Source organism: Streptomyces sp. NPDC006393 (genome assembly GCF_040628575.1).
Lineage (GTDB): Bacteria > Actinomycetota > Actinomycetes > Streptomycetales > Streptomycetaceae > Streptomyces.
The window spans coordinates 1-26753 of sequence record NZ_JBEXZD010000071.1; the positions used below are offsets into that span (position 1 = coordinate 1).

A 26753-nucleotide genomic window follows, 5' to 3' on the forward strand; every position below is an offset into this window, starting at 1 on the left:
GCGAGGCCGGTGTCGATGTCGGTCTCCAGACCGGTGTCGACCGACTCCTTGGCGGCGCGCAGCGCGATCGCCGGGCCCTGCGCGAGCTTCGCGGCAGCCACCGCTCCCTGATCCGGCATGATCGGCGAGACACCCCCTACCGGCCTTCCCGACTTCCCTGCCCCGCACACCTGTTGATCAGGTCATCAGCGTATCCGCAGCCACTGACACGCGGAGGCGGACGGCCGAAGCCGCCCGCCTGGAGGGGCTGTTGCGGAGCGAAGCGTTCCGCAGCCTTGCGCGGTCGCCCGGTCGTGCGCCGGGCGCGCCGACTACGAGGCCTCGCGCTCCTGTTCGCGAACCCGGTCGGCGACCTGCGGCGGCATCGGCTCGTGCCGGGCGTAGCGGCGGTCGAAGCGGGCCGTGCCGTGCGACAGGGACCGCAGGTCGACCGCGTACCGGCCGATCTCGATCTCGGGCACCTCGGCCCGCACCAGCGTGCGCCCGCTGCCGACCTGTTCGGTGCCCAGCACCCGGCCGCGCCGCCCGGACAGATCGCTCATCACGGAGCCCACGTAGTCGTCGCCGACCAGCACGCTCACCTCGGCCACCGGCTCCAGCAGATGGATCTTCGCGTCCGCCGCGGCCTCCCGCAGCGCCAGTGCGCCCGCCGTCTGGAACGCGGCGTCGGAGGAGTCCACCGAGTGCGCCTTGCCGTCCAGCAGCGTGACCCGGACGTCGATCAGCGGATACCCGGCGGCGACCCCCTTGGCGGCCTGGGCGCGCACACCCTTCTCCACCGACGGGATGAACTGCCGGGGCACCGCCCCGCCGACGACCTTGTCGACGAACTCGATGCCCGAGCCGCCCGGCAGCGGCTCCACCTCGATCTCGCAGATCGCGTACTGGCCGTGCCCGCCGGACTGCTTGACGTGCCGGCCGCGCCCCGCGGACCGGTTCGCGAACGTCTCCCGGAGGGAGACCCGGTGCGGCACGACGTCGACCTGGACGCCGTACCGGCTGCGCAGCCGCTCCAGGGCGACGTCGGCGTGGGCCTCGCCCAGGCACCACAGGACCACCTGGTGGGTGTCCTGGTTCTGTTCCAGGCGCATCGTCGGGTCCTCGGCGACCAGCCGGGCCAGGCCCTGGGAGAGCTTGTCCTCGTCGGCCTTGCTGTGCGCCTGGATGGCGAGCGGCAGCAGCGGGTCGGGCATCTCCCACGGGGCCATCAGCAGCGGCTCGTCCTTGGCCGAGAGGGTGTCGCCGGTCTCGGCGCGGCCCAGTTTCGCCACGGACGCGAGGTCGCCCGCGACGGCGTGCGTCACGGGCCGCTGCTGCTTGCCGAACGGCATCGACAGGGCGCCGACGCGTTCGTCGACGTCGTGGTCCTCGTGGCCGCGGTCGGTCAGCCCGTGCCCGGAGACGTGCACCGTCTGGTCGGGCCGCAGGGTGCCGGAGAAGACCCGGACGAGGGAGACCCGGCCGACGTACGGGTCGGAGGCGGTCTTGACGACCTCGGCGACCAGCGGCCCGTCCGGGTCGCACGGCGCCAGCTCGCGCGGCTTGCCGTCGAGCGTGGTGACGACGGGCGCCTCGCGCTCCAGCGGGGTGGGGAAGCCCCGGGTGATCAGTTCCAGGAGCTCCACCGTGCCGATGCCCTGTTTCGCGCCCTCGGCCGCCGGGGCGGCGGCCAGCACGGGGTGGAAGACACCGCGCGCCACGGCCCGCTCCAGGTCCTTGATCAGGGTTTCGAGGTCGACCTGCTCGCCGCCGAGGTAGCGGTCCATGAGGGTCTCGTCCTCGCTCTCGGAGATGATCCCCTCGATGAGCCGGGCGCGGGCCTCGTCCATCCGCGGCAACTGGTCCTCGCCCGGTTCGGACTCCTTGCGTTCCCCGGTCGAGTAGTCGAACAGCTTCCGCGTCAGCAGCCCGACCAGTCCCGTCACGGGCATGTGCCCGTCGGGGCCCTCGGGGCCGTGCAGCGGCAGATAGAGCGGCAGCACCGCGTCGGGGTCGTCCGCGCCGAAGGCCTCGGCGCACACCCGGGTCATCTCCTCGAAGTCCGCGCGGGCGGCCTCCAGGTGGGTGATCACGATGGCCCTCGGCATGCCGACGGCCGCGCACTCCTCCCACACCATCCGGGTCGAGCCGTCCACGCCGTCGGAGGCCGAGACGACGAAGAGGGCCGCGTCCGCCGCGCGCAGACCGGCCCTGAGCTCCCCGACGAAGTCCGCGTAGCCGGGGGTGTCCAGCAGGTTGATCTTGATGCCTTCCCATTCCACCGGCACCAGGGAGAGCTGCACCGAGCGCTGCTGCCGGTGCTCGATCTCGTCGTAGTCCGAGACGCAGCCGCCGTCCTCGACGCGGCCCGCCCGGTTCACCGCTCCCGCCGTCAGCGCGAGAGCCTCCACCAGAGTCGTCTTGCCCGAACCGGAGTGGCCGACCAGCACCACATTCCGTAGGGACGTGGGTTGGTCGGCCGCCATAGCCCTGCCGGCGGCTCCGGGGTGTGTGTGCGCCTTGTCGCCCATGATCCTGCCTCCCGTGCACGGTGAGGTCACTGTGGGCGCGGACACGCGGCACCGCGTCACTGGCGGCTCCTGCGACGCCCGCGGTTGATTCGAGCTTTCCACTCCCGTCATGCCGCGTCCATACGAACGACCCGATCCCGCCCCCACCGGCCGTCACACACCGTGAACCGGCCCCCGCGAGCCGCGGCCGCGCGCTGCCGGGCCGGGGTCGCCGAGCGGGCCCGCCGGTGCCCGGACGTCGCCCACGCGCGCGCGTGGCTACGATTGGGCCCGCCGGTGGCCAGCAGGGGCCGCCCGGCGACACCGACCCTCGGGAAGGCCATGCTGAACAAGTACGCGCGTGCATTCTTCACGCGTGTCCTCACACCGTTCGCCGCGTTTCTCATCCGCCGGGGCGTGAGCCCCGACACGGTCACGCTCATCGGCACCGCCGGAGTGGTCGCGGGCGCGCTGGTCTTCTACCCCCGGGGCGAGTTCTTCTGGGGCACGGTCGTGATCACCCTGTTCGTGTTCTCCGACCTGGTCGACGGCAACATGGCCCGCCAGCTCGGCCGCTCCAGCCGCTGGGGCGCCTTCCTCGACTCCACCCTCGACCGGGTGGCCGACGGCGCGATCTTCGGCGGTTTCGCGCTGTGGTACGCGGGCCGGGGCGACGACAACGTGCTGTGCGCGGTGTCGATCTTCTGCCTGGCCAGCGGCCAGGTGGTGTCGTACACCAAGGCGCGCGGCGAGTCGATCGGCCTGCCCGTCGCCGTCAACGGGCTGGTCGAGCGCGCCGAACGGCTGGTGATCTCGCTGGTCGCGGCCGGTTTCGCGGGCCTGCACAAGTTCGGCGTGCCCGGCATCCAGTACCTGCTGCCGGTCGCGCTGTGGATCGTCGCCGCCGGCAGCCTGGTCACCCTGATCCAGCGGGTCGTCACCGTCCGCCGCGAGTCGGCGGAGGCGGAGGCAGCCGCCGCACGGCAGGAGAACCAGGGGAGCGGGGCGGCGACATGACCGCCCGGGACCGCCTCACCGACGCCCTGTACGGCCTGGGCTGGGGCACCGTCAAGAAGCTGCCCGAGCCGGTCGCCGTACGGCTCGGCCGCGCCATCGCCGACCTCGCCTGGAAGCAGCGCGGCAAGGGCGTGCTGCGGCTGGAGGCCAACTACGCGCGCGTGGTGCCCGACGCGAGCCCCGAGCGGCTGGCGGAACTCTCCCGCGCGGGCATGCGCTCCTACCTGCGCTACTGGATGGAGTCCTTCCGACTGCCCGCCTGGAGCCCCGAACGTGTGCGCACCGGGTTCGCCCCCAAGGATGTGCACCACCTCACCGACGGGCTCGCCTCCGGCCGCGGCGTCGTCCTCGCCCTGCCCCACCTGGCCAACTGGGACCTGGCCGGCGCCTGGGTGACCACCGAGCTCCGGACGCCGTTCACCACGGTCGCCGAGCGCCTGAAGCCCGAGACGCTCTACGACCGGTTCGTCGCCTATCGCGAGGGTCTCGGCATGGAAGTCCTGCCGCACAGCGGCGGCTCCGCGTTCGGCGCGCTGGCCCGGCGGCTGCGCGCCGGCGGCCTGGTCTGCCTGGTCGCCGACCGCGACCTGTCCGCCTCCGGCGTCGAGGTGAAGTTCTTCGGCGAGACGGCCCGCATGCCGGCCGGACCCGCCCTGCTCGCCCAGCAGACCGGCGCCCTGCTGCTGCCCGTCACCCTCTGGTACGACGACTCACCCGTCATGCAGGGCCGCGTCCATCCCCCGATCGAGGTACCCGAGACAGGTACGCGGGCCGAGAAGACGTCTGCCATGACACAGGCGCTGGCCGACGCCTTCGCCACCGGGATCGCCGACCATCCGGAGGACTGGCACATGCTCCAGCGCTTGTGGCTCGCGGACCTCGAGCCCCGCCCGGCCAATGGGGAGCGGACGTGAGGATCGGCATCGTCTGCCCCTACTCCTGGGACGTGCCGGGCGGTGTCCAGTTCCACATCCGCGACCTCGCCGAGTACTTCATCGGCCTCGGCCACGAGGTGTCCGTCCTCGCCCCCGCCGACGACGACACCCCGCTGCCGCCCTACGTCGTCTCGGCCGGCCGCGCGGTGCCGGTGCCGTACAACGGCTCGGTGGCCCGGCTGAACTTCGGTTTCCTCTCGGCGGCCCGGGTACGGCGCTGGCTGCACGAGGGCCGGTTCGACGTGATCCACATCCACGAGCCGACCTCGCCCTCGCTGGGCCTGCTGACCTGCTGGGCCGCGCAGGGCCCGATCGTCGCCACCTTCCATACGTCCAACCCCCGGTCGCGGGCGATGATCGCCGCGTACGCCATCCTCCAGGCCGCACTGGAGAAGATCAGCGCGCGGATCGCCGTGAGCGAGTACGCCCGGCGCACCCTCGTCGAACACCTGGGCGGCGACGCGGTGGTGATCCCCAACGGCGTCGACGTCGACTTCTTCGCCCGGGCCGAACCCCGGCCCGAGTGGCAGGGGGACACCATCGGCTTCATAGGCCGCATCGACGAGCCCCGCAAGGGCCTGCCGGTGCTGATGAGGGCCCTGCCCAAGATCCTCGCCGTCCGGCCGCAGACCCGGCTCCTGGTCGCGGGCCGCGGCGACGAGGAGGAGGCGGTCCAGTCGCTGCCGAGGGAGCTGCGCTCCCGGGTGGAGTTCCTCGGCATGATCAGCGACGAGGACAAGGCGCGCTTCCTGCGCAGCATCGACCTGTACGTCGCCCCGAACACCGGCGGCGAGAGCTTCGGCATCATCCTCGTCGAGGCCATGTCCGCCGGCGCCCCCGTCCTCGCCTCCGACCTGGACGCCTTCGCCCAGGTCCTGGACCAGGGCAAGGCCGGCGAACTGTTCACCAACGAGGACGCGGACGCCCTCGCCGACGCCGCCGTACGCCTCCTCGCCGACCCGGCCCGCCGGTCCGAACTCCGCGCCCACGGCAGCGCCCACGTCCGCCGCTTCGACTGGTCGACGGTGGGCGCGGACATCCTCTCGGTGTACGAGACCGTGACGGCCGGCGCGGCGGCGGTCGCCGCGGACGACCGGGTCACGGGCCTGCGGGCGCGCCTGAGGGCGGGGAAGGGCAGCCCGTCGGGCGTGTGAGGACGAGACCGAGGGGGGCAAAAGCAGCCCGTCCGGCGCTTGAGGACGAGGCCGTTCAGGCCGAAGCGGGCGTCCGGGGGCGGCAGCCCCAAGGGACGTCCACACCGGCCCACGGCACCTGACCCTCACGGTCGGACAGGGCCCCGCTACCCCGGCGGGGCGCCCTGTAGCCTTGCCGCCCGTGACCGCAACGCTGATCTGGATCCTTGTCGCGCTGGTCGTCATCGGCCTGTATCTGAGCTGGACGGCGGGTCGGCTGGACCGGCTGCACGCGCGGATCGACGCCGCGCGTGCCGCGCTCGACGCCCAGCTGCTGCGGCGCGCGTCGGTGGCCCAGGAGCTGGCCACCTCCGGAGTGCTCGACCCGGCCGCCTCGATCGTGCTCTACGAGGCCGCGCACGCCGCCCGGCAGGCCGAGGAGGACCAGCGGGAGGTCGCCGAGAGCGAGCTCAGCCAGGCGCTGCGCGCGGTCTTCGCCGAGGCACAGCAGGTGGACGAGGTCCGCGAGGCGCCCGGGGGAGAGGAGGCGGCGCACGAGCTGACCGAGGCGGTGCGCAGGGTGCCGATGGCCCGCCGCTTCCACAACGACGCCGTCGGCGCGGCCCGCAGACTCCGCGAGCACCGCAAGGTCCGGTGGTTCAGACTGGCCGGCCACGCCCCGTTCCCCATGGCCTTCGAAATGGACGACGAACCGCCGGCGGCCCTGGCGGACCGGCCGTAGTCTCCGCGGCCTCCCCTGCCGCATGTTTCCGGCCAAGGGATGACCTGCGCGGTCCTGTCCCGCCGTGCGGCTCCGTGCTGTGATCGTTTCGGGATGGAAACGGCTCGGCCGGAGGAGGCGACATGGCGCTCGTGGTGACGACGGGGACAGCGCGGGACCTGCTGGGGCCGGCGTTGCGCGACCTGACCGCATGGCTGACCAGGCGTCCCCTCGCAGGTCCCGGCGAGGTCGTCATCGGCCACTCGGCGGCCCTGCGTAGCTCGGTGTTCGCCTTCGTGGGCATGGAGGTGGTGGTCGAGGCGCTCATGGACGTCTCGATGATCCCGCCCGCCTGGCAGCCCTTCCACCTGGTCTGGGTGGCCGTCCTCATCGACCTGACCCTGTTCTTCGCGGCCGTCACCCGGCGCCGTCCGCACCGGCTCACCGCCGGCGCGCTGACGATCCGGGCCGGGCTGTTCGACGAGATCGTGCTTCCGCTGAGCGCCGTACGGTCGGTCTCGCGCCGGACGGCGTCCGCGCCCGGCCGTGGCGTCCGCCCGGTGCCCGGCGGCGACGGTGACGTGGTGTGCACCGTCGCCGGGGCCGCGGACCTCGCGGTGGCCCTTCGGGAACCGGTGGAACTGCGGCTGCGGGACGGCTCCACCCTCACCGCCCGGCGGCTGCTGATCTCCGCCGACTCGCCGCTCACCGCCCACACCGCGCTGACCAGGGCCGTTCAGGGCCACGGGGACCGGTAGGCGAGCGCTCCCACGATGGCGCGGAACGGGCGCGGCGCGCAGAACGCGCGCAGAACGCGCGGAGAGGCGGAGAAAAGGATCCACAGGGTTCCCATTGGCCCTTGCCGTGGACTGGTCCATTCCCGTTTCCTCGTCGGTGCACCAAACCCTCTTTTCACCGAGTGAGGTCACCCGTGTCCACCACGCTTTCCGACTCCGCCCAGACCCCCGAGACCGGCACCGCCCGGGTGAAGCGCGGCATGGCCGAGCAGCTCAAGGGCGGCGTGATCATGGACGTCGTCACGCCGGAGCAGGCGAAGATCGCCGAGGACGCGGGCGCCGTCGCCGTCATGGCCCTGGAGCGCGTCCCCGCCGACATCCGCAAGGACGGCGGCGTGGCCCGCATGTCCGACCCGGACATGATCGAGGGCATCATCGACGCCGTCTCCATCCCGGTCATGGCCAAGTCCCGCATCGGCCACTTCGTCGAGGCCCAGGTTCTTCAGTCCCTCGGCGTCGACTACATCGACGAGTCCGAGGTCCTCACCCCGGCCGACGAGGTCAACCACTCCGACAAGTGGGCCTTCACCACCCCCTTCGTGTGTGGCGCCACCAACCTCGGTGAGGCCCTGCGCCGTATCGCCGAGGGCGCCGCGATGATCCGCTCCAAGGGCGAGGCCGGCACCGGCAACGTCGTCGAGGCGGTCCGTCACCTGCGCCAGATCAAGGGCGAGATCGCCAAGCTGCGCGGCTGCGACAACAACGAGTTGTACGCCGCCGCCAAGGAGCTGCGCGCCCCCTACGAGCTGGTCAAGGAGGTCGCCGAGCTCGGCAAGCTCCCCGTGGTGCTGTTCTCCGCCGGCGGCGTGGCCACCCCGGCCGACGCCGCGCTGATGCGCCAGCTCGGCGCCGAGGGCGTCTTCGTCGGCTCCGGCATCTTCAAGTCGGGCGACCCGGCCAAGCGCGCCGCCGCCATCGTCAAGGCCACCACCTTCTACGACGACCCGAAGATCATCGCGGACGCGTCCCGCAACCTCGGCGAGGCCATGGTCGGCATCAACTGCGACACCCTCCCCGAGACCGAGCGCTACGCCAACCGCGGCTGGTAAGGCACTGGATCACATGAACACCCCCGTCATAGGCGTCCTGGCCCTCCAGGGCGACGTACGGGAGCACCTCATCGCCCTGGCCGCGGCCGACGCCGTGGCCAGGCCGGTCAGGCGCCCCGAGGAACTCGCCGAGGTGGACGGCCTGGTCATCCCCGGCGGCGAGTCCACCACCATCTCCAAGCTGGCCGTCCTCTTCGGCCTGATGGAGCCCCTCCGCGCGCGCGTGCGGGCCGGCATGCCCGTCTACGGCACCTGCGCCGGCATGATCATGCTCGCCGACAAGATCCTCGACCCGCGCTCGGGCCAGGAGACCTTCGGCGGCATCGACATGATCGTGCGCCGCAACGCCTTCGGACGTCAGAACGAGTCCTTCGAAGCGGCGGTCGACGTCCGGGGTGTCGAGGGCGATCCTGTAGAGGGCGTCTTCATCCGCGCCCCCTGGGTCGAGTCCGTCGGCGCCGAGACCGAGGTGCTCGCCGAGCACGAGGGCCACATCGTGGCGGTCCGCCAGGGCAACGCGCTCGCCACGTCGTTCCACCCGGAACTGACCGGCGACCACCGCGTGCACTCCCTGTTCGTCGACATGGTGCACGCGAACCGGGCGGCGGAGTCCTAGTAGGATCTCTGGCGTTCGTTGCAGAGATGGGTTACGCGAAGGAGACAGGCAGATGTCCGGCCACTCTAAATGGGCCACGACGAAGCACAAGAAGGCCGTGATCGACGCCAAGCGCGGCAAGCTCTTCGCGAAGCTGATCAAGAACATCGAGGTCGCGGCGCGGATGGGCGGCGTGGACCTCGACGGCAACCCGACGCTCTACGACGCCGTCCAGAAGGCCAAGAAGCAGTCGGTTCCGAACAAGAACATCGACTCCGCGATCAAGCGCGGCGGTGGACTTGAGGCCGGCGGTGCCGACTACGAGACGATCATGTACGAGGGCTACGGTCCGAACGGCGTCGCGGTGCTCATCGAGTGCCTCACCGACAACCGCAACCGCGCCGCCTCCGACGTGCGCGTCGCCATGACCCGCAACGGCGGCAACATGGCCGACCCGGGCTCCGTGTCGTACATGTTCAGCCGCAAGGGCGTCGTGATCGTCCCCAAGGGCGAGCTGACGGAGGACGACGTCCTGGGTGCCGTGCTCGACGCGGGCGCCGAGGAGGTCAACGACCTCGGTGAGTCCTTCGAGGTCGTCAGCGAGGCCACCGACCTGGTCGCCGTCCGCACCGCCCTGCAGGACGCCGGGATCGACTACGACTCCGCCGAATCCAGCTTCGTGCCGTCCGTCCAGGTGGAGCTGGACGAGGAGGGCGCCAAGAAGATCTTCAAGCTGATCGACGCGCTCGAGGACAGCGACGACGTGCAGAACGTCTTCGCCAACTTCGACGTCAGCGACGAGATCATGGAGAAGGTCGGCGCGTAGCGCCGCCGCGAGCTGAGCGGACGAAACGGCTCGACGGGCCGACGGGGACACGCCCCGTCGGCCCGTCGCCATGTCGGCCGTTGTCGGTGGCACCGGATAGCCTGCACAAACTGGGGGTACCCCCGGCGAAGCTGGGGAGATCGAAGGAGGGGGCGCGGTGCGCGTACTCGGGGTGGACCCGGGACTGACCCGATGCGGTGTCGGGGTCGTCGAGGGGGTCGCGGGCCGTCCGCTGACCATGCTCGGCGTCGGGGTCGTACGGACGCCCGTGGACGCCGAGTTGGGGCAGCGGCTCGTCGCCGTCGAGCAGGGCATCGAGGCGTGGCTGGACGAGCACCGGCCCGAATTCGTCGCCGTGGAGCGGGTGTTCAGCCAGCACAACGTACGGACCGTGATGGGCACCGCCCAGGCCAGCGCCGTCGCCATGCTCTGCGCCGCCCGCCGTGGCATCCCCGTCGCCCTGCACACCCCCAGCGAGGTCAAGGCCGCCGTCACCGGCAGCGGCCGCGCCGAAAAGGCCCAGGTCGGCGCCATGGTCACCCGCCTGCTCCGGCTCGACGCGCCCCCGAAGCCGGCCGACGCCGCCGACGCCCTCGCGCTCGCCATCTGCCACATCTGGCGCGCCCCCGCGCAGAACCGACTCCAGCAGGCCGTCGCGCTGCACGCGGCCAAAGCACCGATCACATCGAAAGGCCGTACGGCATGATCGCTTTCGTCAGCGGCCCGGTCGCCGCCCTCGCCCCCGACTCGGCGGTGGTCGAGGTGGGCGGGATCGGCATCGCCGTCCAGTGCACGCCCAACACGCTCTCCGGGCTGCGCATGGGTCAGCAGACCAAGCTCGCCACCTCGCTCGTCGTGCGCGAGGACTCCCTGACCCTGTACGGCTTCGCGGACGACGACGAGCGCCAGGTCTTCGAGCTGTTGCAGACCGCCAGCGGCGTGGGCCCGCGCCTGGCGCAGGCGATGCTCGCCGTGCACACCCCGGACGCGCTGCGCCGTGCGGTCGCCACCAGCGACGAGAAGGCCCTCACCGCCGTCCCCGGCATCGGCAAGAAGGGCGCCCAGAAGCTGCTGCTGGAGCTCAAGGACCGGCTGGGCGAGCCGGTCGGCGCCCCCGCGGTGGGCGCACCGGTCACCCAGGGCTGGCGCGACCAGCTGCACGCCGCCCTCATAGGCCTCGGCTACGCCACCCGCGAGGCCGACGAGGCGGTGACCGCCGTGGCCCCGCAGGCCGAGGCCGCCGGGGGCACGCCGCAGGTGGGGCAGCTGCTGAAGGCCGCCCTGCAGACCCTGAACCGCGCCCGCTGACCCCACCACCGTTGAGGCGAACCACATGAACTGGGACGACACGACCGACACCCCCGCCGCCGAGCGGCTGGTGGGTTCGGCCGCCGACCGCGAGGACCAGGCCGTCGAGGCCGCCCTGCGCCCCAAGGACCTCGGTGAGTTCATCGGCCAGGAGAAGGTCCGCGAGCAGCTCGACCTGGTGCTGCGCGCCGCCCGCGCGCGTGGTGCCACCGCCGACCACGTGCTGCTCTCCGGCGCCCCCGGCCTGGGCAAGACCACCCTGTCGATGATCATCGCCGCGGAGATGGGCGCACCCATCCGCATCACCTCCGGCCCCGCCATCCAGCACGCCGGCGACCTCGCGGCCATCCTGTCCTCCCTCCAGGAGGGCGAGGTGCTCTTCCTCGACGAGATCCACCGCATGTCCCGGCCCGCCGAGGAGATGCTGTACATGGCGATGGAGGACTTCCGCGTCGACGTGATCGTCGGCAAGGGCCCCGGCGCCACCGCCATCCCGCTGGAACTGCCCCCGTTCACCCTGGTCGGCGCCACCACCCGCGCGGGCCTGCTGCCGCCCCCGCTGCGCGACCGCTTCGGCTTCACCGCCCACATGGAGTTCTACGAGCCCGCGGAGCTGGAGCGCGTCGTGCACCGCTCGGCGCACCTGCTCGACGTCGAGATGGAGGCCGACGGCGCCGCCGAGATCGCCGGCCGCTCCCGCGGCACCCCCCGGATCGCCAACCGCCTGCTGCGCCGGGTGCGCGACTACGCCCAGGTCAAGGCCGACGGGATCATCACCCGCGAGGTCGCCGCGGCGGCCCTCGCCGTCTACGAGGTCGACGCCCGCGGCCTGGACCGGCTGGACCGGGCCGTCCTCCAGGCGCTGCTGAAGCTGTTCGGCGGCGGGCCCGTGGGACTGTCGACGCTCGCGGTCGCGGTGGGGGAGGAGCGCGAGACCGTGGAGGAGGTCGCCGAGCCCTTCCTCGTCCGGGAGGGCCTGCTGGCCCGCACCCCGCGCGGCCGTGTCGCCACGCCGGCGGCCTGGGCGCACCTGGGCCTCACCCCGCCCCGCTCGTCCGCCGCGGGAAACGGACAACAGGACCTGTTCGGGGCGTGACGGCGATCCATTGGCCGGGGGAGGAACCCAGGTGCCATGCTGAGCGTTGTTCCATGCACGCGGACTCGCTTAGACTCCGCCGATGCCGCCCTTGTCGGCAGCACACATACCCCCAACCATCAGGCCGCTCACTTTCGCGGTCGTGTGAAGGAAGTTCCGACCCGTGAGTCTCGTGACCCTCCTCCCGTTCATCGTGCTCATCGGGGCCATGTTCCTGATGACCCGGTCGGCCAAGCGCAAGCAGCAGCAGGCGGCCGCAATGCGGAACCAGATGCAGCCCGGAAGCGGTATCCGCACCATCGGGGGCATGTACGCGACGGTCAAGGAGGTCAATGACGACACGGTCCTCCTGGACGCCGGACCGGGCGTGGAGCTGCTCTTCGCCAAGAACGCCATCGCGACCGTCCTGTCCGACGACGAGTACAACCGCATCGTCCACGGCATCGAGCACGAGCTGAAGTCCGACGCCGACCTCGTTCCCGACGACGCCTCCTCCCTCACCGAGACCGACGAGCCCGCCGCCGACGCTTCCGACGACAAGCCCATCGACCTCGGCAAGAAGGACGCGGCCGAGGAGCCGGCCGACGCCACCGCCGAGGCGAAGACGGACGAAGAGCCGAAGAAGACCGACGGCGACTCCGAAGCGAAGTAGTCACCACCCAGGGCGCGCGGTACCGCCCGCGCGCCCTGGCACGTGTTTCACTTCCTGCGGGATCCCGACACCATGTCATGGCCGCCCTCCGGACCCACCGGCGCGGAGCGGCCCGAGAGGGAGTACGAGAAGGTGGCAGCACCTAAGAAGGGCCGGAGCGCGAGCGCCCAGAGCAAGCCATGGCGCTCGCTGGCCCTCATCCTGATCGCCATCGTGGCGCTCACCGGAGGCATGTTCGCCTCCGGCAACACCACGCCGCGTCTCGGCATCGACCTGGCCGGCGGCACGAGCATCACACTGCGGGCGGTCCCCGAGCGCGGTCAGGAATCCGCGATCAACAAGACCAACATGGACACGGCCGTCAACATCATGGAACGCCGTGTCAATGGTCTTGGTGTCTCGGAGGCCGAGGTCCAGACCCAGGGCAACGACAACATCATCGTCAACATCCCCAAGGGCACGAACTCCAAGCAGGCCCGGGAGCAGGTCGGCACCACCGCGAAGCTGTACTTCCGTCCGGTCCTGGCCACCGAGGTGTCCGCCGGTGCCGCCGCCAGCCCGTCCCCGAGCGCCTCCTCCAGCGCTTCCGGCAAGCCCGGCGACAAGGCGACGGACAAGACCGGCGACAAGGCGACCTCCACCGGCTCCGCCACCCCGTCGGCGACCGCGAGCCAGCAGGGCCGCGCCGTCACCGAAGGCCTGAAGGCGGACGCCACCCCCTCCGCGGGCGGCACGGCGACCCCGAAGGCCTCCGGCACCCCCAAGGCCTCCACCAGCCCGGCCCCGTCCGCGAGCGGCTCCTCCAACGACGCCACGGCCAAGCTCCAGGCCCAGTACGCCGCGCTGGACTGCTCCAAGGAAGACGCCCGCGCCACCGCCGGCAAGGGCGTCAAGTCCACCGAACCGACCGTCGCCTGCGGCCAGAACTCGCAGGGCCAGTGGCAGAAGTACATCCTCGGCCCCGCCGCCGTGGACGGCACGGACGTGAAGAAGGCCCAGGCGGTCTTCAACACGCAGAACGCCTCCGGCTGGACCGTCACCATGGAGTTCACCTCCAAGGGCGCCAAGAAGTTCGCGGACATCACCGGCAAGCTGGCCCAGAACCAGTCGCCGCAGAACCAGTTCGCGATCGTCCTGGACGGCAACGTCGTCTCCGACCCGTACGTCAGCCAGGCGCTGACCGGCGGCAGCGCGGAGATCTCCGGCCGCTTCACGCAGCAGGAGGCGCAGAGCCTGTCGAACATGCTGTCCTACGGCGCCCTGCCGCTGACCTTCAAGGAGGACAGCGTCACCACGGTCACCGCCGCGCTCGGCGGCGACCAGCTGCACGCCGGCCTCATCGCGGGCGCCATCGGCCTGGCCCTGGTCGTCCTCTACCTGCTGGTGTACTACCGCGGCCTGTCGATGATCGCCGTCGCCTCCCTGCTGGTCTCCGCGATCCTCACCTACGTGATCATGTCGCTGCTCGGCCCGGCCATCGGCTTCGCGCTGAACCTGCCGGCCGTGTGCGGTGCGATCGTCGCGATCGGCATCACCGCGGACTCGTTCATCGTGTTCTTCGAACGCATAAGGGACGAGATCCGCGAGGGCCGCTCGCTGCGCCCCGCCGTCGAGCGCGGCTGGCCCCGGGCCCGGCGCACCATCCTGGTCTCCGACTTCGTGTCGTTCCTGGCCGCCGCGGTGCTCTTCATCGTCACCGTCGGCAAGGTGCAGGGCTTCGCGTTCACGCTCGGCCTGACCACCGTGCTCGACGTGGTCGTCGTCTTCCTGTTCACCAAGCCGCTGATGACGATCCTCGCCCGCAGGAAGTTCTTCGCACAGGGTCACAGCTGGTCCGGCCTGGACCCCAAGCGTCTGGGAGCCAAGCCGCCGCTGCGCCGCACCCGCCGTCCCTCCGGTCCTGCCGCCGGCTCCGTCGAGACGAAGGAGGCGTGAGAGATGTCGAAACTCGGTAACCTCGGCGCCCGACTGCACCGTGGCGAGGTCGGCTACGACTTCATCAAGAACCGCAAGATCTGGTACGGCATCTCCATCCTGATCACCATCACGGCCATCCTGGGCCTGGCGGTGCGCGGCCTGAACATGGGCATCGAGTTCCAGGGCGGAGCGGTCTTCACCACGCCGAAGCACATGAGCACCTCGGTCAGCCAGGCCGAGACGTACGCGGAGGAGGCCTCCGGCCACGACGCGATCGTGCAGAAGCTCGGTGACGGCAGCCTGCGCATCCAGATCGCCGGCATCGACACCGGCAAGTCCGACCAGATCAAGGACGAGCTGTCCAAGGACCTGAAGGTCGACTCGGAGCAGATCAACGCCGACCTGGTCGGCCCCAGCTGGGGCGAGCAGATCGCCAACAAGGCCTGGCAGGGTCTGGGGATCTTCATGATCCTGGTGGTGATCTACCTGGCGATCGCGTTCGAGTGGCGGATGGCGCTGGCCGCGCTGGTCGCCCTGATCCACGACATCACGATCACCAGCGGCATCTACGCCCTCGTCGGTTTCGAGGTCACCCCCGGTACGGTGATCGGTCTGCTGACCATCCTCGGTTACTCGCTGTACGACACGGTCGTCGTCTTCGACAGCCTCAAGGAGCAGACCAAGGACATCACCCGGCAGACCCGCTGGACCTACAGCGACCTCGCCAACCGCTCCATCAACGGCACGCTGGTGCGTTCGATCAACACCACCGTGGTCGCGCTGCTGCCGGTGGCGGGCCTGCTGTTCATCGGCGGTGGTGTGCTCGGCGCGGGCATGCTCAACGACATCTCGCTGTCGCTGTTCGTCGGCCTCGCGGCCGGTGCGTACTCCTCGATCTTCATCGCCACGCCGCTCGTCGCCGACCTCAAGGAGCGCGAGCCGCAGATGAAGGCCCTGCGCAAGCGGGTCCTGGCCAAGCGGGCGCAGGCCGCCGCCCAGGGCGAGCCGGACGCGGACCGGTCCGCCGAGTCGTCGTTCGACGACGAGCCGGAGGACGCCGCACCCGCGGTCGTCGGCCCGCGCGGCCAGACCGCCTCGCGCAGCCGGGGCCGTGGCCGACCCTCGGGGAAGCGCCGGTGACCGCGATGACCGACGTCCAGGAGCTGCTGCTCAGCCGCATCCGCGACGTGGCCGACTACCCGGAGCCGGGGGTGATGTTCAAGGACATCACCCCGCTGCTGGCCGACCCGGCGGCGTTCACCGCGCTCACCGACGCTCTGGCCGGCATCGGCACCCGGCAGGGCGCCACCAAGGTCGTCGGCCTGGAGGCCCGCGGCTTCATCCTCGGCGCCCCGGTCGCCGTCCGCGCGGGCCTCGGCTTCATCCCCGTGCGCAAGGCGGGCAAGCTCCCCGGAGCCACCCTCCGCCAGGCCTACGACCTGGAGTACGGCTCGGCGGAGATCGAGGTGCACGCCGAGGACCTGGCCGTCGGCGACCGCGTCCTGGTCGTCGACGACGTCCTCGCCACCGGCGGCACGGCGGAGGCCTCCATAGAGCTGATCCGCCGCGCGGGCGCCGAGGTCGCCGGCGTGGCGGTCCTGATGGAACTGGGCTTCCTCGGCGGGCGCGCCCGCCTGGAGCCGGCCCTGGCCGGCGCCCCACTGGAGTCCCTGCTGACGATCTGAGCCGTTTGAGCACCGGCAGAGGCACATCACGGACGGGCCCGGAGGAATCCGGCGCCCGTCTTGTGCGTTTGTTCGGAAAACGGCCCTCACATCGGGCTGGAGGCGATCCCGGAGCCCGGGATCGCTACCATGGGATCTCCGGAGCCTGACCGGGGGACCCGGATCGCGCACGAGGAGCCCTCTTGCCAGACGAGGCCCAGCCACTGACCGCCGCCAAGCCCGAGTCCGCCTCGGCGTCCGCGGCGAAGCCCGCGCCGACCGCGTCGCACGCGAAGAACGATGTCCGCGGGACGGCCGAGCACGCCCAGGCCGCCCCCGTCGACAAGCCCGCCGAACTCGCGCGCCCCAAGCCCGCCCAGCCCCCGGCCGTCCGCGCCTCCTCGGGCCAGACCACCCGCTCCGGCTCCTCCAACCGCGTCCGCGCCCGCCTCGCCCGCCTCGGCGTCCAGCGCGCCAACCCCTACAACCCGGTCCTGGAACCGCTGCTGCGGATAGTGCGCAGCAACGACCCCAAGATCGAGAACGCCACGCTGCGCCAGATCGAGCGCGCCTATCAGGTCGCCGAGCGCTGGCACCGCGGCCAGAAGCGCAAGAGCGGCGACCCGTACATCACACACCCGCTCGCGGTGACCACCATCCTCGCCGAGCTGGGCATGGACCCGGCCACCCTCATGGCCGGCCTGCTGCACGACACGGTCGAGGACACCGAGTACGGCCTGGACCAGCTGCGCCGCGACTTCGGCGACACCGTCGCCCTGCTCGTCGACGGCGTCACCAAGCTGGACAAGGTCAAGTTCGGCGAGGCCGCTCAGGCCGAGACCGTGCGCAAGATGGTCGTCGCCATGGCCAAGGACCCCCGCGTCCTGGTCATCAAGCTCGCCGACCGCCTGCACAACATGCGCACCATGCGCTATCTCAAGCGTGAGAAGCAGGAGAAGAAGGCGCGCGAGACCCTGGAGATCTACGCGCCGCTCGCCCACCGGCTGGGCATGAACACCATCAAGTGGGAGCTGGAGGACCTCGCCTTCGCGATCCTCTACCCCAAGATGTACGACGAGATCGTCCGCCTGGTCGCCGAGCGCGCCCCCAAGCGGGACGAGTACCTCGCGATCGTCACCGACGAGGTCCAGGCCGACCTGCGCGCCGCCCGCATCAAGGCGACCGTCACCGGCCGCCCGAAGCACTACTACAGCGTCTACCAGAAGATGATCGTCCGCGGCCGCGACTTCGCGGAGATCTACGACCTGGTGGGCATCCGTGTCCTCGTCGACACCGTCCGCGACTGCTACGCGGCCCTCGGCACCGTGCACGCGCGATGGAACCCGGTCCCCGGCCGGTTCAAGGACTACATCGCGATGCCCAAGTTCAACATGTACCAGTCGCTGCACACGACGGTCATCGGACCCAACGGCAAGCCCGTCGAACTCCAGATCCGCACGTTCGACATGCACCGCCGCGCCGAGTACGGCATCGCCGCGCACTGGAAGTACAAGCAGGAGGCCGTCGCCGGCGCCTCCAAGGTCCGTACCGACGCGCCCAGGTCGTCCGCGAAGGACAAGGACGCCATCAACGACATGGCGTGGCTGCGGCAGCTGCTGGACTGGCAGAAGGAGACCGAGGACCCCGGCGAGTTCCTGGAGTCGCTGCGCTTCGACCTCTCCCGCAACGAGGTCTTCGTCTTCACGCCCAAGGGCGACGTCATAGCGCTTCCGGCCGGAGCCACCCCGGTGGACTTCGCCTACGCCGTCCACACCGAGGTCGGCCACCGCACCATAGGAGCCCGCGTCAACGGCCGCCTGGTCCCGCTGGAGTCCACCCTGGACAACGGCGACCTGGTGGAGGTCTTCACCTCCAAGGCGACCGGCGCCGGTCCGTCCCGCGACTGGCTCGGCTTCGTCAAGTCGCCCCGGGCCCGCAACAAGATCCGGGCGTGGTTCTCCAAGGAGCGCCGCGACGAGGCGATCGAGCAGGGCAAGGACGCCATCGTCCGCGCCATGCGCAAGCAGAACCTGCCGATCCAGCGCATCCTGACCGGCGACTCGCTGGTCACGCTCGCGCACGAGATGCGCTACTCCGACATCTCCGCGCTGTACGCGGCGATCGGCGAGGGCCACGTCTCCGCGCAGAACATCGTGCAGAAGCTCGTCCAGGCCCTCGGCGGCGAGGAGGCGGCCACCGAGGAGATCGACGAGAGCATGCCGCCCGCGCGCGGGCGCGGCCGCAAGCGCCGCTCCAGCGCCGACCCGGGCGTGGTGGTCAAGGGCGTCGAGGACGTGTGGGTCAAACTGGCCCGCTGCTGCACGCCGGTGCCCGGTGACCCGATCATCGGCTTCGTCACCCGCGGCAGCGGTGTCTCGGTCCACCGCAGCGACTGCGTCAACGTGGAGTCACTGTCGCGCGAGCCCGAGCGGATCCTGGACGTCGAGTGGGCGCCCACGCAGTCCTCGGTGTTTCTGGTGGCCATCCAGGTCGAGGCCCTGGACCGTTCCCGGCTGCTCTCGGACGTCACCCGCGTCCTGTCCGACCAGCACGTCAACATCCTCTCCGCGGCCGTCCAGACCTCCCGCGACCGCGTCGCCACCTCCCGCTTCACCTTCGAGATGGGCGACCCCAAGCACCTGGGCCACGTCCTGCGGGCGGTGCGCGGCGTGGAGGGCGTCTACGACGTGTACCGGGTGACGTCGGCGCGCAGCAGGGCGTGACCGCCGTACCCACGACACCGAGAGGGCCCCGTACGCACCGTACGGGGCCCTCTCGCGACGCGACGGGCGTCGGCGCCCTGGATGGCGCCCTGGATCAGCCGCCGAACTCCTGGAGGCCCTTCAGCGCTTGGTCCAGGAGCGCCTGGCGGCCCTCCAGTTCCTTCTCCAGCTTGTCCGCCTTGGCGGTGTTGCCCTGGGTCCGGGCCTGCTCGATCTGGCCCCGCAGCTTGTCCACGGCGGCCTGGAGCTGACCGGTCAGACCCTCGGCACGCGCGCGTGCCTCAGGGTTCGTCCGGCGCCACTCGGCCTCCTCGGCCTCCTGGAGGGCCCGCTCGACCGTGTGCATCCGGCCCTCGACGCGCGGCCGGGCGTCGCGCGGCACATGGCCGATGGCCTCCCAGCGCTCGTTGACCGAGCGGAAGGCGGCCCGCGCGGCCTTCAGGTCGGTGATCGGAAGAAGCTTCTCGGCCTCCTCGGCCAGCTCCTCCTTCAGCTTCAGGTTCTCCGCCTGCTCGGCGTCCCGCTCGGCGAACACCGAGCTGCGGGCGGCGAAGAAGACGTCCTGGGCACCGCGGAAACGGTTCCACAGGTCGTCCTCGTGCTCCCGCTGGGCGCGGCCCGCGGCCTTCCACTCCGCCATCAGCTCGCGGTAACGGGCCGCCGTCGGACCCCAGTCCGTCGAGTCCGACAGCGCCTCGGCCTCGGCGACCAGCCGCTCCTTGGTCTTGCGCGCCTCCTCGCGCTGCGCGTCCAGCTGCGCGAAGTGCGCCTTGCGCCGCTTGGAGAACGCCGACCGCGCGTGGGAGAAGCGGTGCCACAGCTCGTCGTCGGACTTGCGGTCCAGGCGCGGCAGCCCCTTCCACGTGTCCACCAGCGCGCGCAGCCGCTCACCGGCCGCCCGCCACTGATCCGACCGGGCCAGCTCCTCCGCCTCGACGACGAGCGCCTCCTTGGCGTGCCGGGCCTCGTCCGCCTGCCGGGCGCGCTGCACCTTGCGCTCCTCGCGCCGCGCCTCGACGGTCTCGACCAGCTTGTCCAGACGGGCACGCAGAGCGTCCAGGTCACCGACCGCGTGGTGCGCGTCGATCTGCTCGCGCAGGTGGTCGATCGCCGCCTGGGCGTCCTTCGCCGACAGGTCGGTGGTCCGTACTCGCTTCTCGAGGAGGCCGATCTCGACAACCAGGCCCTCGTACTTGCGCTCGAAGTAGGCCAGCGCCTCCTCGGGGGAGCCGGCCTGCCAGGAACCGACGACCTGCTCGCCGTCGGCCGTCCGCACGTACACGGTCCCCGTCTCGTCGACGCGGCCCCACGGGTCGCTGCTCACAGCGCCTCCTCCACATGATGCCTGCGAGGGGGCCTCGAAGCTCCCCCGGGCATCGTCCACAGTTTCGTCACGGCCAACATAGGCGAACGGCGCCTTGCCTGTCCGCATCCAGCGCGACCGAAATTACGCAGTTGACGCTCAGGATTTCGTGACCGTGGCCTTGTTGATCACGACCGTCGCGTTCGGGGCCCCGTCGCCGGCGCCCGTGTTCTCGCCCGCGGCGGCGATCTTCTTCAGCACCTTCAGCCCGGCGTCGGAAACCGTACCGAACGGGGCGTAGTTGGGCGGCAGCTGACTGTCCTGGTAGACCAGGAAGAACTGGCTGCCTCCGGTGTGCTTCTGCCCGGTGTTCGCCATCGCCACCGTGCCCGCCGGGTACACGTTGCCCTTCAGGCTCTTGTCCTTGAGGTTCTCGTCCGGGATCGTGTAGCCGGGTCCGCCGGTGCCGGTGCCCGTCGGGTCGCCGCACTGCAGCACGTAGATGCCGTTCGTGGTCAGCCGGTGGCACTTGGTGTGGTCGAAGTAGCCCTTGCCGGCCAGGAAGTCGAACGAGTTCACGGTGTGCGGGGCGGCGGCCGCCTTCAGCGCCACGTCGATGTCGCCGCACGTCGTCGCGAGCTTCATGGTGTACTTCGCCGACGTGTCGACCGTCATCGCCGGCTCCTTCTTCCAGCTCAGCTTCTTCACCGAGCCCTTGGCCGGCTTCTCGCACGGATCCGGGGCCTTGCTGGTGGCCGAGGCGCTGGGGGTGACGTCCGCGCTCGCGTTGGCCTTGTCGTCCTTCTTGTCGTCCTTCATGACGCCGGTCGTGTACAGCGCGACACTGCCGATCACCACCACGCCGAGCACCGACGCGATCACCGAGTTGCGCGCGCGCGACTTGCGTCGTGCGGCGGTACGCCGCTGCTGCTGCCGCAAGAACTTCTCCCGGGCGAGCTGACGCCGCCGCTGCTCCTGGCTGACCACCGGGTTCTCTCCTCATGCGTCTCGTGTGTCGACCGGTACTCGCGCGTCCTGTGAGTCGAACGCCTGCGTGTGTGCCCCGTACCGTATATGGGTTCGCTGAGGATCCGGCAGCGCCGGTAGGCTCTGACCACACCTGTAGCCGCCCGTATCGACACAAACGAAGGACGATCGTGCTCATTGCCGGGTTCCCCGCCGGGGCCTGGGGGACGAACTGCTACCTCGTCGCCCCCGCCGCCGGTGAGGAGTGCGTGATCATCGACCCCGGCCACCAGGCCGCCCAAGGCGTCGAGGAAGCACTGAAGAAGCATCGGCTCAAGCCCGTCGCCGTCGTCCTCACCCATGGCCACATCGACCACGTCGCCTCGGTCGTCCCGGTGTGCGGCGCGCACGGCGTACCGGCCTGGATCCACCCGGCCGACCGGTACATGATGAGCGACCCCGAGAAGGCCCTCGGCCGTTCCATCGGGATGCCGCTGATGGGCGAGCTGACCGTGGGGGAGCCGGACGACGTCGAGGAACTCACCGACGGCGCCCGGCTGGACCTGGCCGGCCTCACGTTCTCCGTCGCGCACGCGCCCGGCCATACCAAGGGGTCGGTGACCTTCCAGATGCCCGAGACCGCGGACGTCCCGTCGGTCTTCTTCTCCGGGGATCTGCTGTTCGCCGGCTCCATCGGACGCACCGACCTGCCCGGCGGTGACATGGCCGAGATGCTCGACTCGCTGGCCCGCGTGTGCCTGCCGCTCGACGACTCGACCGTGGTGCTGTCCGGCCACGGCCCCCAGACGACCATCGGCCAGGAGCGTGCCACCAACCCCTATCTGCGGCAGGTGGCCGCCGGCCCGGGAGCGCACGCCGACGCTCCCCGACGAGGAATGTGACGAGAGACTTCGTGAGCACCTTCAAGGCCCCCAAGGGCACGTACGACCTGATCCCGCCGGACTCCGCGAAGTACCTGGCGGTGCGCGAGGCGATCGCCGCCCCGCTGCGCAACTCCGGCTACGGCTACATCGAGACCCCCGGCTTCGAGAGCGTCGAGCTGTTCGCCCGCGGGGTCGGCGAGTCCACCGACATCGTGACCAAGGAGATGTACGCCTTCGAGACCAAGGGCGGCGACAGGCTCGCCCTGCGTCCCGAGGGCACGGCCTCCGTGCTGCGCGCCGCCCTGGAGGCCAACCTCCACAAGGCGGGCAACCTGCCGGTCAAGCTCTGGTACTCCGGCTCCTACTACCGCTACGAGCGCCCCCAGAAGGGCCGCTACCGCCACTTCTCCCAGGTCGGCGCGGAGGCGATCGGCGCCGAGGACCCGGCGCTCGACGCCGAGCTGATCGTCCTGGCGGACCAGGCGTACCGCTCGCTGGGCCTCAGGAACTTCCGCATCCTGCTCAACAGCCTGGGCGACAAGGAGTGCCGGCCGGTCTACCGGGCCGCGCTCCAGGACTTCCTGCGCGGCCTGGACCTGGACGAGGACACCCGCCGCCGCGTCGACATCAACCCGCTGCGGGTGCTCGACGACAAGCGGGAGTCCGTCCAGAAGCAGCTGACCGGCGCCCCGCTGCTGCGCGACTACCTGTGCGACGCCTGCAAGGCGTACCACGAGGAGGTGCGGTCCCTGCTGGTGGCCCAGGGCGTGGCCTTCGAGGACGACCCCAAGCTGGTCCGCGGCCTGGACTACTACACCCGCACGACCTTCGAGTTCGTCCACGACGGCCTGGGCTCGCAGTCCGCGGTGGGCGGCGGCGGCCGCTACGACGGCCTGTCGGAGATGATCGGCGGCCCCGCGCTGCCCTCGGTGGGCTGGGCCCTGGGCGTGGACCGCACGGTCCTGGCCCTGGAGGCGGAAGGCGTCGAACTCCAGCTCCCCGCCACCACCAGCGTGTTCGCGGTCCCGCTAGGCGAGGAGGCCCGCCGGGTGCTGTTCGCCAAGATCACCGAGCTGCGCAAGGTGGGCATCGCCGCCGACCTCTCCTACGGCGACAAGGGCCTCAAGGGCGCCATGAAGAACGCCAACCGCAGCGGCGCCCGCTACACCCTCGTCGCCGGCGAACGCGACCTCGCCGAGGGTGTCGTCCAGCTCAAGGACATGGAGTCCGGCGAGCAGACCCCGATCGGTGTCAACGAGATCGTGGCCGAACTGGAGTCGCGGCTCGGCTGAGGGTCGCACACGGAGCCCGGCGGCCCACGGCCGCCGGGCTCACCACCACCGGGCCGGCGCTCTTCGCCGACCGGGGCACCGACGTCAACTCCGTGGGCGCGGATTCGTCCTGCCAGGCGATTTCGGCGGGTGAAAGCCGCGCCCGCGCCCACCGGGCTCCGGGTCCGCCTCCGCCCCCGCCACCGGGGCCTCGCCCCCGTCCCGTGGGGGATCGCCCCGCAGGACCCCGATTCCGTCGACGGCCTGACCGAACGCTCGGGGACGACTGTGCGTACTTCCTTATGTTCAACGAACGGTGGACACACAGGCGCGTGCGGCACAATGGCCGTGCCCGAAGAAGGTCCACCTCTCTAGCGACGGAATCGGCGGAATGAGCAAGACGACAGTGAGGGACGTCTCCACGGACTCCGCGACGGACCGTACGGTGGCCGGACCCCGGACGGTAGGGGGCAGCCGCGCCTTCGCGCTGCTGCTGGTGATCACCGGCGCGGCCGGGCTGCTCGCCGCGTGGGTCATCACGATCGACAAGCAGAAGATCCTCGAAGGCAAGCTGAGCGGCAAGACCTTCACCCCCAGCTGCAGCCTCAACCCGATCGTGTCCTGCGGCAGCGTCATGGAGAGCAAGCAGGCCGCCGTCTTCGGGTTCCCCAACCCGCTGCTCGGCCTGGTCTGCTACGGCATCGTGATCTGCGTCGGCATGAGCCTGCTGGCCCGCGCCACCTTCCCGCGCTGGTACTGGCTGACCTTCAACTTCGGCACGCTGTTCGGGGTGTGCTTCGTCACCTGGCTGCAGTTCGAGTCGCTGTACCGGATCAACGCGCTGTGCCTGTGGTGCTCGCTGGCCTGGGTCGCCACGCTCACCATGTTCTGGTACGTGACCTCGTTCAACATCCGCAACGACTTCCTGCCCGCCCCGCGCGCCGTGAAGAACTTCCTCGCCGAGTTCACCTGGGTGCTCCCGGTCACCCACAGCGGCGTCATCGCCATGCTGATCCTGACCCGCTGGGGCAGCAGCCTCTGGGCCTGACCGGCAGGGCCGCACCCGGCCCCGACGGCGTTGTCAGTGCGGTGCCATAGGGTTTCAGCGTGGAGCCCGACCTGTTCACCGCCGCAGCAGAAGAACGCCAGGAGAAGGACCCGGCCGCCAGCCCCCTCGCGGTCAGGATGCGCCCGCGCACCCTCGACGAGGTGGTGGGCCAGCAGCACCTGCTCAAGCCCGGCTCGCCGCTGCGCCGGCTGGTCGGCGAGGGCGCGGGAGGACCGGCGGGACCCTCCTCGGTGATCCTGTGGGGCCCGCCCGGCACCGGCAAGACCACGCTGGCGTACGTCGTCTCCAAGGCCACCAACAAGCGCTTCGTGGAGCTGTCGGCGATCACCGCGGGCGTCAAGGAGGTCCGCGCGGTCATCGACGGCGCCCGCCGCGCCTCCGGCGGGTACGGCCAGGAGACCGTCCTCTTCCTCGACGAGATCCACCGCTTCAGCAAGGCCCAGCAGGACTCCCTGCTCCCGGCGGTGGAGAACCGCTGGGTGACCCTGATCGCCGCCACCACGGAGAACCCGTACTTCTCGGTGATCTCCCCGCTGCTGTCCCGCTCCCTGCTGCTCACCCTCGAACCGCTCACGGACGAGGACATCCGCGGTCTGCTGCGCCGCGCGCTCACCGACGAGCGGGGCCTGAAGGACACCGTCACCCTCCCCGCCGACACCGAGGGCCACCTGCTGCGCATCGCCGGCGGCGACGCCCGCCGGGCCCTGACCGCCCTGGAGGCCGCCGCGGGGGCCGCCCTGGACAAGGGCGAGAGCGAGATCGGCCTGACCACCCTGGAGGAGACCGTCGACCGGGCCGCGGTGAAGTACGACCGCGACGGCGACCAGCACTACGACGTGGCCAGCGCCCTGATCAAGTCCATCCGCGGCTCCGACGTGGACGCCGCCCTGCACTACCTGGCCCGGATGATCGAGGCCGGCGAGGACCCCCGGTTCATCGCCCGCCGTCTGATGATCTCCGCCAGCGAGGACATCGGCCTCGCCGATCCGAACGCGCTGCCGATCGCGGTGGCCGCCGCCCAGGCCGTCGCCATGATCGGCTTTCCCGAGGCCGCGCTCACCCTCAGCCACGCCACCATCGCCCTGGCCCTCGCGCCCAAGTCGAACTCCGCGACCACCGCGATCGGCGCCGCCCTGGACGACGTACGCAAGGGACTGGCCGGACCGGTCCCGGCGCACCTGCGCGACAGCCACTACAAGGGCGCGACCAAGCTCGGGCACGGCAAGGGCTACGTCTACCCGCACGACCTGCCCGAGGGCATCGCCTCCCAGCAGTACGCCCCCGACGCCCTCAAGGACCGTGAGTACTACTCCGCGAGCAGACACGGCGCCGAGGCCCGCTACGCCGACGCGGTGGAGTGGACGCGCAAGCACCTCGGTCGAAAGCGCCCCTGAGCGCCCTGTAGACTGACCCGAAGTGCTGAGTCCCGCGCAGTCAGAGCGGGACACCCAGCCGGAGACCCAGTCCTCGGGGCCAGCCCCGGGGAGCGGACTCCAGGAGCGTCGCGCACCGGTGAACGGTGTCGCGGGCAGCCCACCACCACCCAGAGCCCTGGGAGCGGGAGGTGGGCCACTCGCGTGCTGCACGTATGTGCCCAGACCAGGGGAGCGGCTGCCCTCCAGGTCCCGAGCGGACCCGGTGGGATTCCCCGGCTGCGGATGCGACCTCCCTCAACCCTGACAAGCCGGAACACTACGAAAAGAGACGAAAGACAGTGGCGAACCAGTCCCGCCCCAAGGTCAAGAAGTCGCGTGCCCTCGGCATCGCCCTGACCCCGAAGGCCGTCAAGTACTTCGAGGCCCGCCCCTACCCGCCGGGTGAGCACGGCCGCGGCCGCAAGCAGAACTCGGACTACAAGGTCCGTCTGCTGGAGAAGCAGCGTCTTCGCGCGCAGTACGACGTGTCCGAGCGCCAGCTCGTCCGCGCCTACGAGCGTGCCTCCAAGGTCCAGGGCAAGACCGGTGAGGCCCTGATCGTCGAGCTCGAGCGCCGTCTCGACGCGCTGGTCCTGCGTTCGGGCATCGCCCGCACGATCTACCAGGCCCGCCAGATGGTCGTCCACGGCCACATCCAGGTCAACGGCCAGAAGGTCGACAAGCCGTCCTTCCGTGTCCGTCCCGACGACGTGGTCCAGGTCCGCGACCGCTCCAAGGACAAGACGCTCTTCCAGATCGCCCGTGAGGGCGGCTTCGCCCCCGAGGGCGAGACCCCGCGCTACCTCCAGGTGAACCTCAAGGCCCTGGCGTTCCGCCTGGACCGTGAGCCGAACCGCAAGGAGATCCCGGTGATCTGCGACGAGCAGCTCGTCGTCGAGTACTACGCCCGCTGATCACCAGCC

Annotated in this window: 24 protein-coding genes and 1 pseudogene; 21 read left to right on the plus strand and 4 right to left on the minus strand. The window is 70.9% G+C overall.

Annotated elements, in window-relative coordinates; genetic code table 11:
• Both ABZ484_RS25510 and ABZ484_RS25515 read right to left on the minus strand, forming a co-directional pair.
• Nucleotides 1-95 (minus strand): annotated as a pseudogene (locus tag ABZ484_RS25510) (enoyl-CoA hydratase/isomerase family protein); the annotation flags it as partial.
• Between the two features lie 216 nt (nt 96-311).
• Nucleotides 312-2510, minus strand: coding sequence for an elongation factor G-like protein EF-G2 (locus ABZ484_RS25515; RefSeq protein WP_358868248.1), 2199 nt, complete (start codon nt 2508-2510; stop codon nt 312-314).
• Nucleotides 2511-2774: 264 nt separating this feature from the next.
• Between ABZ484_RS25515 and pgsA the strand changes: the two genes are divergently transcribed.
• The 16 genes from pgsA (at nt 2775) to ABZ484_RS25595 (ending at nt 18922) form a co-directional block, all read left to right on the plus strand.
• A complete protein-coding gene (pgsA, locus tag ABZ484_RS25520; RefSeq protein ID WP_358868280.1) occupies nt 2775-3506 on the plus strand; it encodes a phosphatidylinositol phosphate synthase in 732 nt (243 codons plus the stop codon).
• A complete protein-coding gene (locus tag ABZ484_RS25525) occupies nt 3503-4420 on the plus strand; it encodes a phosphatidylinositol mannoside acyltransferase (protein ID WP_358868249.1) in 918 nt (305 codons plus the stop codon). The genes pgsA and ABZ484_RS25525 overlap by 4 nt, the downstream gene beginning before the upstream one ends.
• Nucleotides 4417-5595 carry a glycosyltransferase family 4 protein gene (locus ABZ484_RS25530; protein ID WP_358868250.1) on the plus strand — a complete coding sequence of 393 codons (1179 nt, stop codon included), beginning with the start codon at nt 4417-4419 and terminating at the stop codon, nt 5593-5595. The genes ABZ484_RS25525 and ABZ484_RS25530 overlap by 4 nt, the downstream gene beginning before the upstream one ends.
• A 172-nt stretch (nt 5596-5767) precedes the next feature.
• On the plus strand, nt 5768-6316 hold the full coding sequence (locus ABZ484_RS25535; protein ID WP_358868251.1) for a hypothetical protein: 549 nt from the start codon (nt 5768-5770) through the stop codon (nt 6314-6316).
• Nucleotides 6317-6438: 122 nt separating this feature from the next.
• The gene (locus ABZ484_RS25540; protein ID WP_358868252.1) at nt 6439-7053 is read left to right on the plus strand and encodes a hypothetical protein; all 615 of its coding nucleotides are present in this window, start codon (nt 6439-6441) and stop codon (nt 7051-7053) included.
• 173 nt (nt 7054-7226) lie between these two features.
• Nucleotides 7227-8141, plus strand: a complete 915-nt coding sequence (pdxS, locus tag ABZ484_RS25545; protein WP_358868253.1) for a pyridoxal 5'-phosphate synthase lyase subunit PdxS — start codon at nt 7227-7229, stop codon at nt 8139-8141.
• A 13-nt stretch (nt 8142-8154) separates the two neighbouring features.
• Nucleotides 8155-8757 carry a pyridoxal 5'-phosphate synthase glutaminase subunit PdxT gene (pdxT, locus tag ABZ484_RS25550; RefSeq protein WP_358868254.1) on the plus strand — a complete coding sequence of 201 codons (603 nt, stop codon included), beginning with the start codon at nt 8155-8157 and terminating at the stop codon, nt 8755-8757.
• 52 nt (nt 8758-8809) lie between these two features.
• Nucleotides 8810-9562: a YebC/PmpR family DNA-binding transcriptional regulator gene (locus ABZ484_RS25555; protein WP_030166411.1), complete on the plus strand. Its 753-nt coding sequence runs from the start codon at nt 8810-8812 to the stop codon at nt 9560-9562.
• A gap of 157 nt (nt 9563-9719) precedes the next feature.
• Complete coding sequence (ruvC, locus tag ABZ484_RS25560; RefSeq protein WP_358868255.1) at nt 9720-10268, plus strand: crossover junction endodeoxyribonuclease RuvC; 549 nt, start codon at nt 9720-9722, stop codon at nt 10266-10268.
• The gene (ruvA, locus tag ABZ484_RS25565) at nt 10265-10870 is read left to right on the plus strand and encodes a Holliday junction branch migration protein RuvA (RefSeq protein ID WP_358868256.1); all 606 of its coding nucleotides are present in this window, start codon (nt 10265-10267) and stop codon (nt 10868-10870) included. The genes ruvC and ruvA overlap by 4 nt, the downstream gene beginning before the upstream one ends.
• Before the next feature lie 25 nt (nt 10871-10895).
• Nucleotides 10896-11966 carry a Holliday junction branch migration DNA helicase RuvB gene (gene ruvB, locus ABZ484_RS25570; protein WP_358868257.1) on the plus strand — a complete coding sequence of 357 codons (1071 nt, stop codon included), beginning with the start codon at nt 10896-10898 and terminating at the stop codon, nt 11964-11966.
• A 163-nt stretch (nt 11967-12129) separates the two neighbouring features.
• Nucleotides 12130-12618, plus strand: coding sequence for a preprotein translocase subunit YajC (yajC, locus tag ABZ484_RS25575; RefSeq protein WP_358868258.1), 489 nt, complete (start codon nt 12130-12132; stop codon nt 12616-12618).
• Nucleotides 12619-12750: 132 nt separating this feature from the next.
• Complete coding sequence (secD, locus tag ABZ484_RS25580; protein WP_358868281.1) at nt 12751-14553, plus strand: protein translocase subunit SecD; 1803 nt, start codon at nt 12751-12753, stop codon at nt 14551-14553.
• Between the two features lie 3 nt (nt 14554-14556).
• Nucleotides 14557-15675 carry a protein translocase subunit SecF gene (secF, locus tag ABZ484_RS25585; RefSeq protein ID WP_358868259.1) on the plus strand — a complete coding sequence of 373 codons (1119 nt, stop codon included), beginning with the start codon at nt 14557-14559 and terminating at the stop codon, nt 15673-15675.
• Between the two features lie 5 nt (nt 15676-15680).
• On the plus strand, nt 15681-16220 hold the full coding sequence (locus tag ABZ484_RS25590; RefSeq protein ID WP_358868282.1) for an adenine phosphoribosyltransferase: 540 nt from the start codon (nt 15681-15683) through the stop codon (nt 16218-16220).
• 182 nt (nt 16221-16402) lie between these two features.
• The gene (locus ABZ484_RS25595; protein WP_358868260.1) at nt 16403-18922 is read left to right on the plus strand and encodes a bifunctional (p)ppGpp synthetase/guanosine-3',5'-bis(diphosphate) 3'-pyrophosphohydrolase; all 2520 of its coding nucleotides are present in this window, start codon (nt 16403-16405) and stop codon (nt 18920-18922) included.
• Nucleotides 18923-19016: 94 nt separating this feature from the next.
• Here ABZ484_RS25595 and ABZ484_RS25600 read toward each other — a convergent pair whose 3' ends face one another.
• Complete coding sequence (locus ABZ484_RS25600; protein ID WP_358868261.1) at nt 19017-20246, minus strand: DUF349 domain-containing protein; 1230 nt, start codon at nt 20244-20246, stop codon at nt 19017-19019.
• A 138-nt stretch (nt 20247-20384) separates the two neighbouring features.
• Nucleotides 20385-21212: a peptidylprolyl isomerase gene (locus tag ABZ484_RS25605; protein ID WP_358868262.1), complete on the minus strand. Its 828-nt coding sequence runs from the start codon at nt 21210-21212 to the stop codon at nt 20385-20387.
• A 170-nt stretch (nt 21213-21382) separates the two neighbouring features.
• On the opposite strand from ABZ484_RS25605, the gene ABZ484_RS25610 reads away from it, so the two are divergent.
• From ABZ484_RS25610 to rpsD, 5 genes are all read left to right on the plus strand, one after another.
• Nucleotides 21383-22093: an MBL fold metallo-hydrolase gene (locus ABZ484_RS25610; RefSeq protein WP_358868263.1), complete on the plus strand. Its 711-nt coding sequence runs from the start codon at nt 21383-21385 to the stop codon at nt 22091-22093.
• Nucleotides 22094-22104: 11 nt separating this feature from the next.
• A complete protein-coding gene (hisS, locus tag ABZ484_RS25615; RefSeq protein WP_358868264.1) occupies nt 22105-23367 on the plus strand; it encodes a histidine--tRNA ligase in 1263 nt (420 codons plus the stop codon).
• 370 nt (nt 23368-23737) lie between these two features.
• Complete coding sequence (locus tag ABZ484_RS25620) at nt 23738-24394, plus strand: vitamin K epoxide reductase family protein (protein WP_358868265.1); 657 nt, start codon at nt 23738-23740, stop codon at nt 24392-24394.
• Between the two features lie 59 nt (nt 24395-24453).
• On the plus strand, nt 24454-25809 hold the full coding sequence (locus ABZ484_RS25625) for a replication-associated recombination protein A (protein WP_358868266.1): 1356 nt from the start codon (nt 24454-24456) through the stop codon (nt 25807-25809).
• Between the two features lie 320 nt (nt 25810-26129).
• Complete coding sequence (gene rpsD, locus ABZ484_RS25630; protein WP_358868267.1) at nt 26130-26744, plus strand: 30S ribosomal protein S4; 615 nt, start codon at nt 26130-26132, stop codon at nt 26742-26744.
• Nucleotides 26745-26753: the final 9 nt, after the last annotated feature.